Annotated in this window: 10 protein-coding genes and 1 pseudogene; 7 read left to right on the forward strand and 4 right to left on the reverse strand. The window is 74.0% G+C overall.

Translation table 11 applies throughout. The features are described from left to right. Nucleotides 1–106 precede the first annotated feature (106 nt). Nucleotides 107–1,309 (forward strand): LacI family DNA-binding transcriptional regulator, encoded by a 1,203-nt coding sequence (locus OG361_RS36520; RefSeq protein WP_405860534.1) that lies wholly within the window; start codon nt 107–109, stop codon nt 1,307–1,309. On the opposite strand, the gene OG361_RS36525 is transcribed toward OG361_RS36520, so the two are convergent. Beyond that, nucleotides 1,276–2,910: an amidohydrolase gene (locus OG361_RS36525; protein ID WP_405860536.1), complete on the reverse strand. Its 1,635-nt coding sequence runs from the start codon at nt 2,908–2,910 to the stop codon at nt 1,276–1,278. The two genes, OG361_RS36520 and OG361_RS36525, sit on opposite strands and share 34 nt — an antisense overlap. Before the next feature lie 95 nt (nt 2,911–3,005). Here OG361_RS36525 and OG361_RS36530 point away from each other — a divergent pair, with 95 nt between their 5' ends. After that, entirely contained in the window at nt 3,006–3,719 is a 714-nt protein-coding gene (locus OG361_RS36530; RefSeq protein WP_405860538.1) for a TetR/AcrR family transcriptional regulator, read from the forward strand. Continuing rightward, complete coding sequence (locus OG361_RS36535; protein WP_405860540.1) at nt 3,712–4,674, forward strand: DUF4232 domain-containing protein; 963 nt, start codon at nt 3,712–3,714, stop codon at nt 4,672–4,674. Before OG361_RS36530 ends, OG361_RS36535 begins: the two co-directional genes overlap by 8 nt. A gap of 197 nt (nt 4,675–4,871) precedes the next feature. Here the strand turns inward: OG361_RS36535 and OG361_RS36540 are convergent, their stop codons facing one another. The 3 genes from OG361_RS36540 to OG361_RS36550 all read right to left on the reverse strand — a co-directional run bounded on the left by OG361_RS36540 (nt 4,872) and on the right by OG361_RS36550 (nt 11,395). Then, a complete protein-coding gene (locus OG361_RS36540; RefSeq protein WP_405860542.1) occupies nt 4,872–8,594 on the reverse strand; it encodes a choice-of-anchor D domain-containing protein in 3,723 nt (1,240 codons plus the stop codon). A gap of 173 nt (nt 8,595–8,767) precedes the next feature. After that, nucleotides 8,768–9,709 carry an LLM class F420-dependent oxidoreductase gene (locus OG361_RS36545; RefSeq protein WP_405860544.1) on the reverse strand — a complete coding sequence of 314 codons (942 nt, stop codon included), beginning with the start codon at nt 9,707–9,709 and terminating at the stop codon, nt 8,768–8,770. Nucleotides 9,710–9,820: 111 nt separating this feature from the next. Further along, nucleotides 9,821–11,395 (reverse strand): carbohydrate-binding protein, encoded by a 1,575-nt coding sequence (locus OG361_RS36550; RefSeq protein ID WP_405860546.1) that lies wholly within the window; start codon nt 11,393–11,395, stop codon nt 9,821–9,823. A 212-nt stretch (nt 11,396–11,607) separates the two neighbouring features. Here OG361_RS36550 and OG361_RS36555 point away from each other — a divergent pair, with 212 nt between their 5' ends. The 4 genes and pseudogenes from OG361_RS36555 (at nt 11,608) to OG361_RS36570 (ending at nt 16,217) form a co-directional block, all read left to right on the forward strand. After that, nucleotides 11,608–12,552 carry an aminoglycoside phosphotransferase family protein gene (locus OG361_RS36555; protein WP_405860548.1) on the forward strand — a complete coding sequence of 315 codons (945 nt, stop codon included), beginning with the start codon at nt 11,608–11,610 and terminating at the stop codon, nt 12,550–12,552. A gap of 59 nt (nt 12,553–12,611) precedes the next feature. Further along, nucleotides 12,612–13,520, forward strand: a pseudogene (locus OG361_RS36560) (LysR family transcriptional regulator); the annotation flags it as partial. Between the two features lie 430 nt (nt 13,521–13,950). After that, the gene (locus tag OG361_RS36565; RefSeq protein ID WP_405860550.1) at nt 13,951–15,306 is read left to right on the forward strand and encodes a carbohydrate-binding protein; all 1,356 of its coding nucleotides are present in this window, start codon (nt 13,951–13,953) and stop codon (nt 15,304–15,306) included. 161 nt (nt 15,307–15,467) lie between these two features. Beyond that, nucleotides 15,468–16,217 (forward strand): hypothetical protein, encoded by a 750-nt coding sequence (locus OG361_RS36570; RefSeq protein ID WP_405860552.1) that lies wholly within the window; start codon nt 15,468–15,470, stop codon nt 16,215–16,217. Nucleotides 16,218–16,228 lie beyond the last annotated feature (11 nt).

Raw genomic sequence — 16,228 nt, forward strand, 5'->3', positions numbered from 1 at the left:
GTGACGGGCGCTGGGGGGATGGAGCGAGTATTAATGCGGGAACGTTCCCGCACAAGGTCCTGCGGGAACGGTTTTGCAAAGGTCAGGAGGGTGGCACCATCGCTCCATGACCTCTGGATCACGGCACGGCGGGCAGCACTCGGAACCCACCCCGCGCGTCCGTCTCGTCGACGTCGCCCGCGAGGCGGGCCTGTCCAAGACCACCGTCTCGGCGGCCCTCAACGGCACCGGAAGGCTCTCTCCCGCCGTACGGGAGAAAGCCCGCGAGACCGCGCGCAGAATGGGCTACCGGCCCAATGCCACCGCGCGTCAACTACGCGCGGGTAGAGCGAAGTTGATCGGTTTCGTGGTCGGGGAGGCGGTCGACGCCGACTCGGTCTTCCTGGAGTCGCCGTACTTCGCCCGGCTGACCGGGGCCACGGCGGCCACCGCGCTGCGACGCGGCTACGCCATGGTCCTGCTGCCCACCGGGTCCTTGCAGAGCGAGTGGGCCGACCTGCCGCTCGACGCCGTCGTCGTCACCGACCCCGACGCCGACGACCGGATCGTCGACGACGTGCTCGCCGCCGGGATCCCGGTCTTCAGCGACCGTTCCGTGGAGGGGCGGCCCGGGGCGTACTGGGTGGACGTCGACACGAGCGAGGCCGTGCGCACCGCCCTGGACCACTTGCGGGAGCAGGGCGCCCGGAGGCCCGTCCTCGTCGTGCCCGACAGCACCACCCGCTTCCATGCCGAGGTCTTCGCCGCCCACCGGGAGTGGTGTGCGGAGCACGACCTGCCGGAGCGGGTCGTACGGGTCGGGGAACCCGGCAACGGACCGGTGGTGCGCGCCGTCGAGACCGCCCTGGCGGGCGGCCCGACGGCCGGGGGAGACCGGCCGGACAGCGGTGACCGGGCGGACAGCGGAGATCGGCCGGACAACGGAGACCGGTCTGACGCCGGAGGCCGGCAGCCTGACGCCGGAGACCGGCCGGACGCCCTCCTCGTCGTCGCCGAGGCGAGCCCGCCCCTGATCCTGGAGGCGGCACGCCGCCACGGATACGCGGTCCCCGACGACCTGCTCCTCGTCTGCGTGAGCGAGGACGTGACCGCCGAGCACACCGCACCACCCGTGACCACGCTGAGCCTGCGGCCCGAGGCGATCGCGGAGGCGGGCATCGAACACCTGGTGGCCGTCCTGGAACACGGCCTCCGGCAGCCGCTCGGGACGCTCGTCCCGACCCGACTGGACATCCGGGTCTCCTCTGTACGACGCGGTCGGCCGGCCCATCCCGGTCAGACCGAGTGCACGAGTCGGCCGCCGACGTAGGTCCGCTCCACCCGGGCCCGGCCGATCTCCTCCGGCGGGGCCGTGAGGATGTCGCGGTCCAGGACCACGAGGTCGGCGAGGTTGCCGGGGCGCAGGCTGCCCGCGTCGTCGTGACCGTTCACATGGGCGGTCCCGGCGGTGTAGGCGGCCAGCGCGGTCGGCAGGTCGAGGCGCTGCTCGGGGAAGAAGACCGGCGCGTCGGCGGAGTCCGGGTCCCGGCGGTTCACGGCGACGTGGATGCCGGCGATCGGGTCGGGGCTGCTCACGGGCCAGTCGCTGCCGGCCGCGAGCGTGGCCCCGGCGCGCAGCAGATCGCCGAAGGGGTACTGCCAGGCGGCGCGCTCCGGACCGAGGAAGGGGATGGTCAGCTCGTCCATCTGGGGCTCGTGGGCCGCCCAGAGGGGCTGGATGTTGGCGATGGCGCCGAGGGCGGCGAAGCGGGCGAGGTCGTCGGGGTGGACGACCTGGAGGTGGGCGAGGTGGTGACGGTTGCCGCGGCGCCCGTTGACCTCCATCGCGGCCTCGATCGCGTCGAGGGCCTCCCGGACGGCCCGGTCGCCCAGGGCGTGGAAGTGGACCTGGAAGCCCAGCGCGTCGAGCTCGGTCACGTACCCGCGCAGCGCCTGGGGGTCGACGAAGCTCAGACCGGAGTTGGCGGTGGCGCAGCCGCAGCCGTCCAGGTAAGGGGAGGTGAGGGCGGCGGTGAAGTTCTCCGCGACACCGTCCTGCATGATCTTCACCGAGGTCGCGCGGAACCGGCCGGCGTTCAGCTTCTCGCGCCGCGCCACCAGCTCGGGGATCTGCTCGGAGCCCCGCTCGCGGTCCCACCAGAGCGCCCCGGTCACCCGGGCGGTGAGCGAACCGTCGAGGGCGGCCGTCAGATAGGCGTCGGACGGGTCGGGCTGCCCGTGGAACTCGCCGAGCATCGCGTCCTGCCAGCCGGTGACGCCGAGGGAGTGCAGCAGCGACTGGGCGCGGTAGAGCCCGGCGAGGCGGTCCGCGTCCGTGCTCGGCGGCACCAGGTGGCCGACGAGGCCGGTGGCGCCCTCCTGGAGCATGCCGCTGGGGGTGCCGTCCGGCTCCCGCTCGATGCGGCCGTCCGCGGGGTCGGGAGTGGCGGCGGTGATCCCCGCCAGTTCGAGCGCGCGCGTGTTGGCCCAGGCGCCGTGGTGGTCGCGGTTCGACAGCAGGACCGGGCGGTCGGGGACGACCGAGTCGAGCAGCTGCCGGGTCGGCAGCCCGCCCTCGAAGCTCTCCATCGACCAGCCGCCGCCGGTGATCCACTCACGCTCCGGGTGCGCGTCCGCGTAGGCGCGGACCAGCTCCAGGTAGTCGCGGACGCTGACGGTCTCGGACAGGTCGCACTGGGCCAGCTCCGCCCCGGCGAACACGGCGTGCACGTGGGCGTCCTGGAAACCGGGGATCAGGAGCTTCCCGGTCAGGTCCACCACTTCGGTGTCCGGACCGATGAGCTCGCGCACCTCGTCGTGGCCGACGGCCGCGATCCGGTCGCCGACGACGGCGAGCGAGGTCGCCCGGGTGCGGGCCGGGTCCACCGTGAAGACGGGACCGCGGGTGAAGACCAGATCGGCCTTGGCCATGCGAATGCTCCAGAACGTGAGGCGGCGGGTGGTTGGGCGCTATGGAAGCGGCAAGGCTGTTTACACGTCAATGGCGTTGACGTAAGGTCCCGGCCATGTCCGAAAGAGTGGTTCCCGAAGGAAGGCGGCAGCGCCGCAGGCCCACCAAGCAGGGCGCCGTCCTCTCGGAGCAGCTGATCGTCGACACCGCGCTCCGCCTCGTCGCCCAGCACGGCGCCGAAGCGCTGTCGGTACGGCGCCTGGGCGCCGCGCTCGGCGCCGACCCGAGCGCGCTGTACCGCTACTTCCGCAACACCGACGCCCTCCTCCTCGCCCTCGCGGACGAGCTCATCGGCCGGGCGCAGGACGGCTGGACGGCGACCGGGGACTGGCGGACGGACCTCCGCTCGATGGGTCTGCGGGTCCACGCCTGCTACCTCTCCCACCCGCAGGCCGCCGTCCTTGCCGCGTACCGCACGACCGGCCGCCCGCACGAGACCCGGGCCGTCGAGAGGATCCTCGGCATCCTGCGCTCCGGGGGCTTCCCCGACGCCCTCGCGGTGCGGATCTACCACGCCTTCGTCGACCAGGCCCTGGCGTTCGCCGCCCAGGACGCTGCGGCGGCGGCCCTGCCGCCCGCCGCCCGGAAGGGGGACGAGGAGGTGTGGCAGGAGGTGTACGGCAGACTGTCGCCGGACACCCACCCGAACATCGCCGCGACCTATCCGCTCCTCGCCGCCGACATGCGGGACAGCGGCTACCCCTTCGCGCTGGAACTCATGCTCAGCGCGGTGGCGGCGCTCCGCCCTCCGGAGGCCCCGCTTGCGTAACGCCACTCTTCCCGCCGCCCTCGCCGGTCTCCTGCTGCTCACGGCCTGCGGCACGGAGCGGCCGGGCGACGCCTCGGCGAAGCCGTCCGGCTCTGCGTCCGGCGGCGGATGCGCGGCACGGCCGGGCGACGCGCCGGCCGAACACGGCGTCACCCTCACGGGATCGGGGACGAGTACGGGCGCCGGCAGCAGTACCGGCACCGGCACCGGTACGGGCATCGGTACGGGCTCGCCCACCGACGACCCCTCCGGCGGCACAGCCCGACCCTGCGCCGAGTACACGGTCACCAACAAGGAGACCGAACCCCTCACGTACACCATCACCTTCGAGTTCCTCTCGGAGTCCGGCCAGGCGATGACGAACGCCGAGGAGACGGTCGAGGCCCTCGCCCCCGGGAAGACCGTCCGGCGCACCGTCTCCGCCGCCGACGTCCCCCCGGACGCGGCCGGTTGGGGCCGCGTGCGGATCGTGACGGTGAGGAGCGTCCCGACCGCCGAAGCGCCCTCCGAGGCCGGCCCCTGCCCGGCCTCGGGCGTGCGTGTGTACGCCGACGACGGCGACGCCGCCATGGGGCTCCGGGTCGTGGGCCTCCATCTGGAGAACTGCGGGACCACGCCGTACCCGCTGCACGGGTACCCCCGGATCCAGCTCCGCGACGAGGACCGCGGGCCCGTCACCGGGGTGGAGCTGCTCCAGGGCGGCGAGACCATCGCCGGCGGCACCGGGGCCGAGGGCCCGGCGCGACCGCTCGTCCTGCGGCCGGGCGAGCGCGCCCACGCCGGCCTGGTCTGGCGCAACACCGTCGAAGGCGGTGTCGGCGATCCGGTGAACGCCCCCTACGCGCGCGTGTGGGCCAAGCCCGGCGCCGCCCCCGTCACGGTGACGCCGGAGCTCGACCTCGGCACGACGGGGAAGCTCGGCGTCGGCCCCTGGAAGAAGGACGGGACGGGCTGACACCATGAGCTGCTCCGCCGAGGGTCGGTGAGCCGCGAGAGGGCGTTCTTGTTCGCGTAGAAGCCGCTCTCCAGGAGCTTGTACGAGGTGCCGTCCTGGTACGCGTCGGCGCGGCCCGGCCGGGAGGGTCCCCGGACGCGCCCCGGCGGCGCGGCGACACGAGCCGCGGCTCGATCCCGGTCCCTTCCGGCCTCCGCTCAGTAGCCGACGCGAACCCCCGTCACCGTGTGACGGTCCGTCAAGCCGCCCGTCGCGCCGCCGAATCCGACCAGGACGTTCCGCGGCAGCGTCACCGCCACGTCGATGACCTGGACCCCGTCGACGAGGACGAGGAGCCGCCCGGCGGCGGTCACGTTCACGTCGATCACGTGACTGCCCGTCCGCAGCGCGGGGACCGCGGTCGAGGTCGCCGCGTACCGCAGGGTGGACGCCGAGCCGCTCGTGGCCACGCCGACGAAGTTCGACGAGGGCTCGCCGGGGTTGCGGTAGGTGTCCAGGGCGACGGCCACCCCCGGCAGCCCGCTGTAGCCGAGGCCGCCGCCTCCGGCGCCCAGCGACTTCGGTGTCGCCCGGGCCGCGTCGAGCAGCATCAGCGCGAGCCCGTCGGCGCCGGTGCCGCCCGAGAGCGTCGCGGTGAACCGGGCCCGCAGCCGGGCCGAGGGCACCGACGTGCCCTGGATCGCCGAGCCCCTGACGTAGGTCTGGGCGGGGTTGAGGACGAGGCTCGCGCCGGATCTGACGGCGGTGCCGTTGTAGGTCCAGCCGTTCGGGCCGGGCGGCGGCAGGGCGTACGAGGGCGAGGTGATGGCCGCGCCGCGCACGGCGTGGATGTCGGTCAGGCCGCCCGTCCCGCCGGTGAAGGCGAGCAGGGCCGCCGGCGGCAGCGAGGCCACTGTGGTCCGCAGCCGCTGGGTGCCGTCGACGGAGACGGTGACCGTCTTGCCGGTGACCGCCACGGAGACCGTGTGGGTGCCCGCGCGCAGGTTCGGGACGCTCGACGTCGTCGCCGCGTACGTGAGGGCGGAGCCGCTGCCGCCGGTCGCGACGCCGACGAAGTTGGCGGACGGGTCCCCGGGGTTGCGGTACGTGTCGAGGGCGACGGCCACGCCCGGCAGTCCGGCGTAGCCGAGGCCGCCGCCGACCCCGCCGAGCGCGGTGGGAGTGGCCCCGGCCGGGTCGAGCAGGGCGAAGGCGAGGCCGTCGGCGCCGGTGCCGCCGCCGATCACCGTGGTGAAGGAGGCCCGGAGGCCGTCGGTCAGCACGGGGACGGGCCAGACCGCCGAACCGCGCTGGGAGGGGCTCGCCTGGGTGAGCTGGAGGTCGTCGCCGGAGATCCCGGCGGCGCCGTTGAGCCGCCAGCCGCCCGCGCCGGGGGAGGGCACGGTGACGCCGGTGCCGGCCACCCCGGTACCGGTCAGCGTCTCGTTGCGCGGGCCCCGTCCGTCGTCCGAGGTCAGCTCGTACGCGGCCGTCACCGCCCCGATCGAGGTGGGCGAGAAGGTCACCGCCTGGTGGACCACGTCCTCGGGGCCGAGGACCTGGCCCTCGCTGATCGGATCGGTCACGTGGAAGGGAGCCGCGGGCGCCTTCGCCTTGGTGATGGTGAGCGGGATGTTGCCGGTGTTGCTGATGTCGAAGGTTCTGGTGACCGACTGACCGACCTTCACCTCGCCGAAGGCCGTCGAGGTCGGGGTGATCGTGAGCTCCGCGCGCCCGGTCACGGCCGTGCCGGTCAGGGCTGCGGACGCCGTCCCGCTGTCGCTGCCCACGGCGACCGTCCCCGTGTGCTCTCCGGCGACGGTCGGGGCGTACACCACCTGCACGGTGACGGACTGCCGGGGCGGCACGACCGTGCCGACGGCCGGCGGGTCGACCGCGCGGAACGGGGCGCCGGGGACCGAGACCGCCGAGATCGTCTCGTCGGCCGTCCCCGTGTTCGTGAACGTCACGCCGAGCGCCTTGCTCGTCGTCGTCGCCACCGTGCCGAAGTCGAGCGCGCCCGGCGAGACGAGGAGCCCGGGCCGGGTGCCGTAGCCGGTCAGGCCGAGCGCGCTGTCGCCGAGGTCGGTGGTGAAGGTCAGCGCCGAGGTGTCGGGGCCGGGGGCCGTCGGCGAGAAGGTCACCCGCGCGGTGTGGGTCTCGCCCGCCCGCAGCGTGCGCGGCAGACCGTCGGAGCTCGCGGAGAACGGGCCGCCCGCCGGTGTGCGCACCCCGGTGATCGTCACGTCCCGGGTCGCCGTGACCGTGGCCGTGACGGTTCCCGACGCCCCGACCGCCACCTCGCCGGCGTCCACCGGCGCACCGGTCAGGGCCGTGTTCGCCGGCCGCCCGAAGGCCAGCACGTGCCCGTCCCTGGTACCGACGTAGATCCGCCCGCCGTCGGTGGCCGGCACGGCGAACTTCGACGCCACGCCGATCGGCGCCGACCAGCGCAGCCGCAGCGACCCGTTCACCGGCACGGCGTCGTACGCGCGCAGCTGCCCGTTCGCGCCGCTCGCCCCGTCCGAGGCGACCGCCCACACGAGCGCGGACCCGGGATCGGTCCCCGTGGAGGTCACCACCGGGGAGCCCGAGGTGTAGCCGAACCGCTGCGCGCTGCTGCCCGTGTTGGTCAGCCCCGGCAGGCCCGAGCCGGTGAGCCCGTACGCGAAGGCCCGCAGCGGGCCGCCGCTGCCGATCGTGTAGACGTAGCCGCCCTGACCGCCGTACACGGCGGGATGCCCCCAGACGCCCTCGTACGGACCGAAGGAGCCGAGCACCTTGTCGGTGCCGCCCGGGCCCTGGCTCCGGCCGCCGAGGTCGTCCCGGTCGAGCAGGAACAGACGGCCGTCCTTGCCGATCTGGACGAGCAGCCGCGGATACCGGGCCGTGCCGAAGACCGGGCCCGGCAGGGCGACCGGGCCGCCCGAACCCAGGTCGGTGTCGTTCAGGTCGAGCTGGGAGGCGTTGGCGGGGCTGAAGAAGTCCTGCGCCGACATCGTGCCGTCGCTGTTCACCCCGAGCCTGACCACCGACTCCGCGAGCTGCCCCGGCGGCAGGCTGCCGGGACCGGGCGCGGGCGAGACGCCGTTGCCCGTCGAGAAGAGGATCCGGCCCGGCCCGTCGGAGACCAGACCGCCACCGCTCATCCAGATCCCCGCCATGCCGTTGGCGGAGGAGTCCTCGGTGGCCCACAGCGTCGTCCGGCGCGTCGTGGTGCTGACACCCATGACGTACCCGACGTACGGCCCGCGATCGCAGTGCGAGGCGAAGGCCGCGTAGACCGAGCCGCCCATCAGCAGCAGCCCCGGCCGTTGCCCCGCCGTGTACGGGTTGAACGCCCGCCCCGGGTCGTTCACCGGCGCCCCCGCCACCTTCACCGGCCAGCCCGCGCGCTCGGCGCCGGTCGCCGGGTCGAGGGCGTGCACGTACCAGTTGGGGTGCTGGAGGTCGGGCCCGTCGTTCACCTTGGCGGTGAAGTAGACGGCGTCGCTCGCCGGGTCGTAGACCGGTGTGGCCGTCACCCCGACGTTCGGCACCAGGTCCCCGCAGCTGATCGCCGAGGCGGGCCAGGGGGCGCCGAAGTCCTTGGTCCAGCCGATCCGCCCGGTGGCCGCGTCGATCCCGTACACCTTGTTGTTCTCGGTGGCCGCGACCAGCGTGCGCCCCACGACCAGCGGCTGCGCGTAGACCTGTCCGTCGACGGTGGTCGAGAACTGCAGCCCGAAGTCCGAGCTGGACACCTGATCCGGGGCGAGGCCGGGCTCGTCCCGGTCCCAGCCGGTCCGCAGGTCGTCGTAGGAGATCGTCGTCTGGTCGGCCGGGAGCGCGTCCCGCACCACCGGAGGCCGCGCCACCGCGGCGGAGGCCGGCGCCGTGGCACCGCCCGCGACCAGACACATCGTCAGCAGTCGGGCGATCGCCCTGCGTCGGCCGGCCATCTCTCCCCCTTCACCTGGTCGCGCGGGCGCGGAGCCCGAGGCGCTCCGCCGAGGCCATCGTGAACCGGGGCCCGGGGGAGGGACGCCGCCGACCTGACCCTCCCCCCGAGGTCCACCCGATCGGCCTCCGGAGCCGCCGCGTCAGGGGGAAGGGCGGCGACACCGAGGGGGCCTCAGTCCTTCGTGCCGAACTCCCTCGACAGTTCGCCGAGCAGCTTCCACGTACGGCGGCGGTCGGCCTCGCCGCCCAGGTCCGTCGCCGTGAACACCACCTCCGTCGCCCCCGCCTCGCGGTAGCGCCGCACCTCGGCGGCGACGACCTCCTCGTCGCCGATCACCGCCAGGTCGGCGGCCCGCGTGCCGCCGGAGCGCTCGATGACACGCTGGTAGGACGGGATCCGCTCGTAGAGCGCGAGGGCCTCGGTCGCCTTCTCCCGTACGGCCCCGGCGTCCGCCGTGACCACACCGGGGACGAGGGCCACGATCCGCGGTGCGGGCCTGCCCGCCGCCTCCGCCGCGGCGGTGACGGCGGGGACGATGTCCTCGGCGAGGGCGCGCGGACCGGCCAGGAACGGCAGGATGCCGTCGGCGAGTTCACCGCTGACCCGCAGGGCCTGCGGTCCCATGGCGGCGACGAGGAGCGGCACCGGCGGCTGGGCCCCGGGAACCGCCGCCGGCCAGGGCGTCGTGGCCGTGAGGAGCTCGCCGTGGAAGTCCGCGGCGCCCGTCTCCACCAGCTGGCGCAGGGCCGTGAGGAACTCCCGGAGCAACCCGACGGGCCGCTCGTAGGGGATGCCGAAGCCCTCCTCCGTCAGGTGCTTGGTGCCGAGGGCGAGCCCGAGGTGGTAGCGGCCGCCGGTGGCGGCCTGGGCGGTCTGGGCCTGGCTGGAGACGATCAGCGGATGGCGGCCGAAGACGGGTATCGCCGCGGTCCCGACCTGTAGTCCCGGCACCTCGCGCCCGACGATCGCGGCGAGCGAGGGCGAGTCGTACGCGAAGGACTGGCCGAACCACGCGGAGTGCAGTCCGGCGTCGCGGGCCTCCCGCGCGAGTCGCACCGTGTCGTCGATGGGCAGCTGGCGGGAGGTCGAGCTGAGGATTACTCCGAGAGTCATGTCAGGGCCAACGGGCCCGTTCGCGAACGGCATTCCCGCTCCCGTACGACAGTCGTGTGTCGGCCGCGTGAACGCCGCGGGGGAGCGGGAGGCCGTGGCGGGCCGGGTCGGCTACAGCGTGACCGGCTTGCCGCCGAGGGTCACGGCGAGCCGGCCGTCGGTGGCGAACGACCAGCTCAGGGCGCCGGAGTAGGAGGCGCACCGGGAGCCGTTCGTGCCGGACCAGAACTGGTTGGAGCCGTCGACGTCACCGATGGTCCGGTCGTTCGTACCGCTGCCGCTCCGGCACGAGGTGTTGTTCCGGAACACCGAGGTGCCGGCGTCGAAGGAGTAGTTGCGCTGGGCGTTGTCGACGCTGAGGTTGTTCGACACCGCCATCGAGCCCGGGTTGCTGTTGTACGTGAAGCCGTGCTTGCCGTTGCGGAAGGCGATGCTGCGCCGGACGACGTGGTCGACCGCGATGTCCTCACCGCCCAGCTTGTAGCCGTTGCGGTCGCCGCTCGCGTTCTGCGTGCCGTCGGAGAGGGTGCCGTTCTCGTAGGCGAGGGAGTCCTCGACGGTCACGGGGCCGATGGGGCCGGTGTCGGTCTTGGTGTAGAGGTCCCAGCCGTCGTCGATGTTGTGGTGGGCGACGGCGTAGCGGAAGACGTTCCCGGGGCCGACCGTGAGCTTCGCGGCGAAGCCGTCGGCGTCCTCGCCGTCGGAGTCGGCGTTGTCGTGCGACTCCGCGCTGAGGACGAGGTTGTGGGACGGCCACTGGCTCTGGGGCGTGGTGGAGGCGATCCGGGAGAGCTGGAGCCCCGAGTCGCGGTTGAAGCGCGTCACCGTGCGCTCGATGACGTTGTCACTGCCGCCGACGAAGATGCCGTTGTCGCCGGCCCGCTCGACGGTGATGCCGTTGACGTGCCAGTAGGAGCCGTTCACGGCGAGCCCGCGGTTGGCCGGGTCCTCGGTCATCGCCGAGAAGTTCAGCACCGGCTTCTCGCCGGGGTAGGCGGACAGCTTCGTGCGGGCGGCGGCCGTGCCGTTGTTCCCGGCCGGGATGGTGATCGTCTGGGAGTGGTTGTAGGTGCCGCCGCGGAGGTAGATCGTCCCGCCGGGGGCGATACGGGCGATGGCCGCGGTCAGGGTGGTCGGGGCCGACACGGTGCCGGCGGCGGAGTCCGTGCCGTTCGGCGCCACGTAGAGCGCGGTGCCCGAGGGCGGGGTGGTGGTGCCGGCGACCTCGGCGTCGAGACGGTCGATGTTGGGCAGGCCGACGGCTGCGGTCGGGTTGAACCGGACGGTGTTGGCGCCGGCGTTCACCGGAACCGTGAACGTCTTCGTCGCCCAGGTCGTCCACGCGCCCGTTCCCTCGTAGGAGGCCGAGGAGACGGCGGATCCGTTCACCGTGAGGGCGGCGGGCCGCGCGGTGGTGGTGCCGTTGGCGTAGCGGACCGTGAGCGTGGCGGTGCCCGCGGCCGGGGCGTTCACGGTGAACTGGGCGTAGGCGCCGACCGCGTTGGTGCCGTTGCAGAATCCGGTGCCGGAGAATCCGGCCCAGTCGGAGTCGATGGTGCCGGTGCAGACCGCGGGGGAGGTCTCCGCCTCGTAGGCGGTGGTAGCGGCCTGCGCCGTCGTACCGGCCAGGGTGACGAGCGTGCCGGCCAGCAGGCCGACGCACGCGATGACGGGTCCCGTTCGCATCGTTGATCTCCAGAGTGAGGGGGCTCATGCGGGTTCAGTGACATGAACGGGCCGGACGAGTGCCCGCATCCGGCCCGAGAAAGCGCTTTCTCCGGGACGCTAGAGCTCCGACGTGGACGCGTCAATAGACTCGTATTTGATTTCTGTTCATGTATGTGGACGATGGGCGAGCTCCTGGTGGCGCGGCCACCGCCTCCGCGTACGGTGTTCGGGTGATCAGGACACCAGAGGCCTTCGTGCGGACGACCGTCGACCGTGAGGGGGAGCCCGGGGCGAGATGGATCTCCGAACTCCCGTACATCGTCGACGAATTGATGGATCGATGGGGATGTGTTCCGGACGGTGACGTCATGCACGGAGGCGTCGGGGTCATCGTCCCGGTGCGGCGGAGCGACGGGAGTGCCGCCGCGCTGAAGGTGTCCTACCCGCACCCAGGCAACGTCCACGAGCCGGACGCCTTCGCCGCGTGGCGAGGGCGCGGCGCCGTCCTGCTCCACGAGCGGGACGACGAGCGCTTCGCGATGCTCCTCGAACGGGCCGGCGCCTCGTCGCCGACCTCGACCCTCGCGGAGGTCGAGGACGGCGACGAGATCCTGGCCGTCGCGGGACGGCTCGGCCGACGGCTCGCGGTCCCCGCCCCGCCCGGCCTGCCCCGGCTGCGGGACCGGGCCGGCGCCTGGGAGGAGGAGCTGCGGAAGGACGCCGCCGAGCTGGCGCACGCCCTGCCGCCCTCCGTGGTGGCCGCGGCGGCGGCGACCGTCCGCGAACTCGGCGCCGTCCAGCCGGACATCCTCATCCACGGCGACCTCCACCCCGGCAACATCCTGCGGGCCGACCGCGAACCGTGGCTCGCCGTCGACCCCAAGGGGTACGTGGGCGACCCGGCCTACGACGGCGGCACGCTGCTCAAGTCCCGCGCGCTCGCCCTCCTCGGGGCGGACGACCTGCGCGCGGCCGTCGACCGTGCGCTGGACGTCTTCGTCGAGGCCGCCGAACTCGACCGCGAGCGGGTCCGGCGCTGGGCTCAGCTCCACGCGGTCCAGGCCGCCTTCTGGGGGCGGCGCCATGGCTTCCGGGGGGCTCGGGGAGGCGCGGAGCTCGACTGGATCGTCGCCTTCGCGGACCACCTGGCGACCCTCCTCGCGGAACGGCCCTGAGCCACACCTCCCCCGTCTATGGTCTGGACCTATCGGTGAGGGAGCGTCAAGCTCTCCGTATGGACTTGGAGTTGAGGCACCTCAAGGCGATACGGGCCATCGCGGACGCAGGCAGTCTCACGCGAGCCGCCACCGCGCTCGGTCTCGCGCAGCCCGCGCTCAGCGCCCAGCTCAAGCGGATCGAACGGGCCCTGGGAGGCGCGCTGTTCGAGCGCGGGCGGGAGGGGGTGCGGACCACGGCCCTCGGGGACCTGGTGCTCGACCGGGCCCGTGTGGTGCTGCCCGCGGTCTGCGAGTTGCAGGAGGAGGCGGTGCGGTTCGCGCGGGAGGGCGCGGGCGGCTACCGGCTCGGCGGCACGCACGGCCCGCTGCTCGGCGGCCTCGTCGACCGGCTGGCCCGGACCGAACCCGGCTCGCCGGTGACCACGTACACCTCCTGGTCGGAGCGGGAGATCGCCCGCGGGGTCGCCGCCGGCCGGCTGGACTTCGCCCTCGTCGGCGTCTGCGGCGAGAGCGCGCCGCCCGAGGCGGGGCGGCTCGCGTGGACCGAGGTGGCCCGCGACCCGGTGTACGTGATGCTCGCCGCCGACCATCCGCTGGCCTCCCGCGCCGAACTCGACCTGGCCGAACTGGCGGTGGAGGCCTGGACCGACGTCCCGGGCGACGGCTGCTTCGGCGACTGCTTCGCCGCCGCCTGCGTGCGCGCGGGCTTCACCCCGGCCTGCGTGTACGAGACGGACACCGCCTCCTGTGTGCACCTGGTCCAGGTCGGGCGGGCCGTCGGCCTCTGCCGGGCCACCTTCCCCGTGACGCCGGGCATCGTGACCCGTCCGCTGGCCGGTGCCCCGCTGGTCTGGCGGCACCTCCTCGGCTGGCACCCCGAGGGGCGGGCGGCCGGCCGGGCGGCCGCGGTGCTCCACCACACCCGGGCGGCACACGCGGAGGCACTGGCCCACAGCGCGGGCCGAACGCCGGTCGCGGCGGTCGGGGCGGTCGCGGTTCCGGTGCCGACCCAGGTCGTGGCATCGACTCCGGTCGGGGCATCTACTTCGGTCGTGGTGCCGACTTCGGTCGTGGTGCCGCTCCCGGTCGTGGCACCGACCCCGGTCGTGGTGCCGCTCCCGACTCCGGAGCAGCCGTCGACCCCGGCGCGGCCCCCGACCCCGGCGCGGCCCCCGACCCCGGCGCGGCCCCCGACCCCGGCGCGGCCCCCGGCCTCGGCCACGGCGCAGCCCCCGGCCTCGGCTCAGCCCCCGGCCACGGTCGCGTCCTCGTTCCCCGCCCCGGAGCGCCCCGGGGCATAACGCGGTGGCAGGGGCCGACTGACAACTCCCGCCGCCCCCTTCGGGATCCCTACGGTTCGGGCAGATCCCCCACCGAGAACCGAGGAGACTCCCCATGCTCCGACGACACGCCCGCGCGGCCTGTACCGCGCTGGTCGCCGCCGGGATGGCGCTGGCCGGCCTCCAGGCCGGAACCGCCACCGCGGCCCCGGACCGGAACCCGACCGCGAAGACCGCCGCTCAGACCCTTGCCGCCACCGCCGCCCAGCCCGAACTCCTCTCCGCCATGCAGCGCGACCTGGGACTCACCCGCCCCCAGGCGCTGACCAGGCTCGCCAACGAGGCGGAGGCGGGCGCCACCGCCGCCCGCCTCCGCCAGGGGCTCGGCGCCGCCTTCGCCGGGGCCTGGGTGGACGGGGCCGAGTCCGGCACCCTGACCGTGGCCACGACCCGCGCCGCCGACGCGGCCGCGATACGTGCCACGGGCGCCGACGCCCGGCTCGTCCCGCACGGCCTGACGGCCCTGGAGCGGGCCAAGCGGGCGCTGGACCGGGCCGCCACCGCCGAGGCGCCCGTCCGGTACGTCGACGTACGCGCCAACGTCCTGGTCGTCGAGGAGGCCCGGGCCGGTGCCGGGGCGCGGCTCGTCGCCGCCGCCGGCGTCCCGCGCGAGCTGGTGCGGGTCGTCAGGACGGCCGAGGCACCCCGCCCGCTGTACGACATCCGGGGCGGCGACGCGTACTACATGGGGGGCGGGGGCCGTTGCTCCGTGGGCTTCGCGGTGACCCGCGGCACCACGCAGGGCTTCGCCACCGCGGGGCACTGCGGTCGCGCGGGCACCACGACCAGCGGCTTCAACCAGGTGGCCCAGGGCAGCTTCCAGGGCTCGATCTTCCCCGGCAACGACATGGCGTGGGTGGCCGCCAACACCAACTGGACAGCCACCCCGTACGTCAAGGGCTCCGGCGGGGCGAACGTGCAGGTGACCGGGTCGGTCCTGCAGCCCGTCGGCGCGTCCGTCTGCCGCTCCGGCTCGACCACGGGCTGGCACTGCGGCACGATCCAGCAGCACAACACCAGCGTCACCTACCCCGAGGGCACCATCTCCGGCGTGACCCGTACGACGGTCTGCGCCGAGCCCGGCGACTCCGGCGGCTCGTACATCTCCGGCAGCCAGGCCCAGGGCGTGACCTCGGGCGGCTCGGGCAACTGCTCCAGCGGCGGCACGACCTTCTTCCAGCCGCTGAACCCGCTGCTGCAGAACTACGGCCTGACCCTGAGGATCACCGGAAGCGACCCGGGCCCCGGGCCCGGTGAACCGCAGCCGGGCGGCACCTGGGCGGCCGGCAAGGTCTACGCGGCCGGGGCCACCGTCACGTACGGCGGCGCCACTTACCGGTGCCTCCAGGGCCATCAGGCCCAGACCGGCTGGGAGCCGCCGAACGTCCCGGCCCTGTGGCAGCGGGCGTGACCTCCTCGGCCTCCCCGACCTCCTCCGGGTGGTGACCGGGGGTGCCGCGGCGCCGAGGGGGGTGCCACGGCACCCCCCTCGGCGTCATCCGTCCGCCGGAGCCCCCCCGTATGATCACCGCGACCTTGATCATTTTCGGTACTTCTCGGGGGAGTCGGCACGTGAGCAGGTTTCGGACAGTGGTGGCCGCGGTGGTCCTGGCGTCCGCCGTGACGGGTTGCGGCTCCGCGGAGCCGTCGGGCGGGGGAGGGACCGCAGGGACGGGCACCTCCGCCGGGTCGAACGGGTCCAACGGGTCCGAAGAGTCGAACGGCTCCGCCGGGTCGGGCGGGTCCACCGGAGAGAAGCTCGCGGCGGACTCCGGCACCCGCTACACGGACATCGCCGTGCCGCAGATCGAAGGCCTCGTCTGCGACGAGGGCGACGGCGGGATCCGGTGGGGCAGCGGCCTCGACATGCGCGTACGGGGAGACGAGGGTCTCAAGGAGATCGAGGGCGTCGGCGACACCGACGAGATCTCCTGCTTCGGCAGCCCCAGGATCATCCTCCGCAAGGGCGCCATGTCGGTGTCGGCCCCGGTCTTCACCGCCCGGACCACCCTCTACGAGAAGGTGGCGGACCCCACCGCCTCGCTGAACACGATCTACGACGCGTCCATGGACACCGCGGTCGACAACGGCCGGAACGTCACCGGCGAGCCCCGGCTCGTGACCAGCCGCGACCTGGTGGTGAAGTGCGGGCAGAACGTCACCGACACCTTCCCCACGACCACCTGCTTCTGGGCCGACTACGGGGCCGTCGGAGTGCTCGACTTCAACCCGCCCGAGGGGCAGTACGTGCCCGTCGAGTCGGCCGTCAGGCTGACGACGGACTTCGTCCGCGGCGCACTGAAGGCCGGGACCGCCTCCTGAGCCCGACGGTC

The organism is Streptomyces sp. NBC_00090 (genome assembly GCF_045160815.1).
In the GTDB taxonomy this organism is placed as follows: Bacteria; Actinomycetota; Actinomycetes; order Streptomycetales; family Streptomycetaceae; genus Streptomyces.

Bases quoted from the DNA above. Each gene is read 5' to 3' on its own strand.
- OG361_RS36520 (WP_405860534.1), top strand. From the start codon at position 107: ATGACCTCTGGATCACGGCACGGCGGGCAGCACTCGGAACCCACCCCG.
- OG361_RS36525 (WP_405860536.1), bottom strand. From the start codon at position 2,910: ATGGCCAAGGCCGATCTGGTCTTCACCCGCGGTCCCGTCTTCACGGTG.
- OG361_RS36530 (WP_405860538.1), top strand. From the start codon at position 3,006: ATGTCCGAAAGAGTGGTTCCCGAAGGAAGGCGGCAGCGCCGCAGGCCC.
- OG361_RS36540 (WP_405860542.1), bottom strand. From the start codon at position 8,594: ATGGCCGGCCGACGCAGGGCGATCGCCCGACTGCTGACGATGTGTCTG.
- OG361_RS36545 (WP_405860544.1), bottom strand. From the start codon at position 9,709: ATGACTCTCGGAGTAATCCTCAGCTCGACCTCCCGCCAGCTGCCCATC.
- OG361_RS36550 (WP_405860546.1), bottom strand. From the start codon at position 11,395: ATGCGAACGGGACCCGTCATCGCGTGCGTCGGCCTGCTGGCCGGCACG.
- OG361_RS36565 (WP_405860550.1), top strand. From the start codon at position 13,951: ATGCTCCGACGACACGCCCGCGCGGCCTGTACCGCGCTGGTCGCCGCC.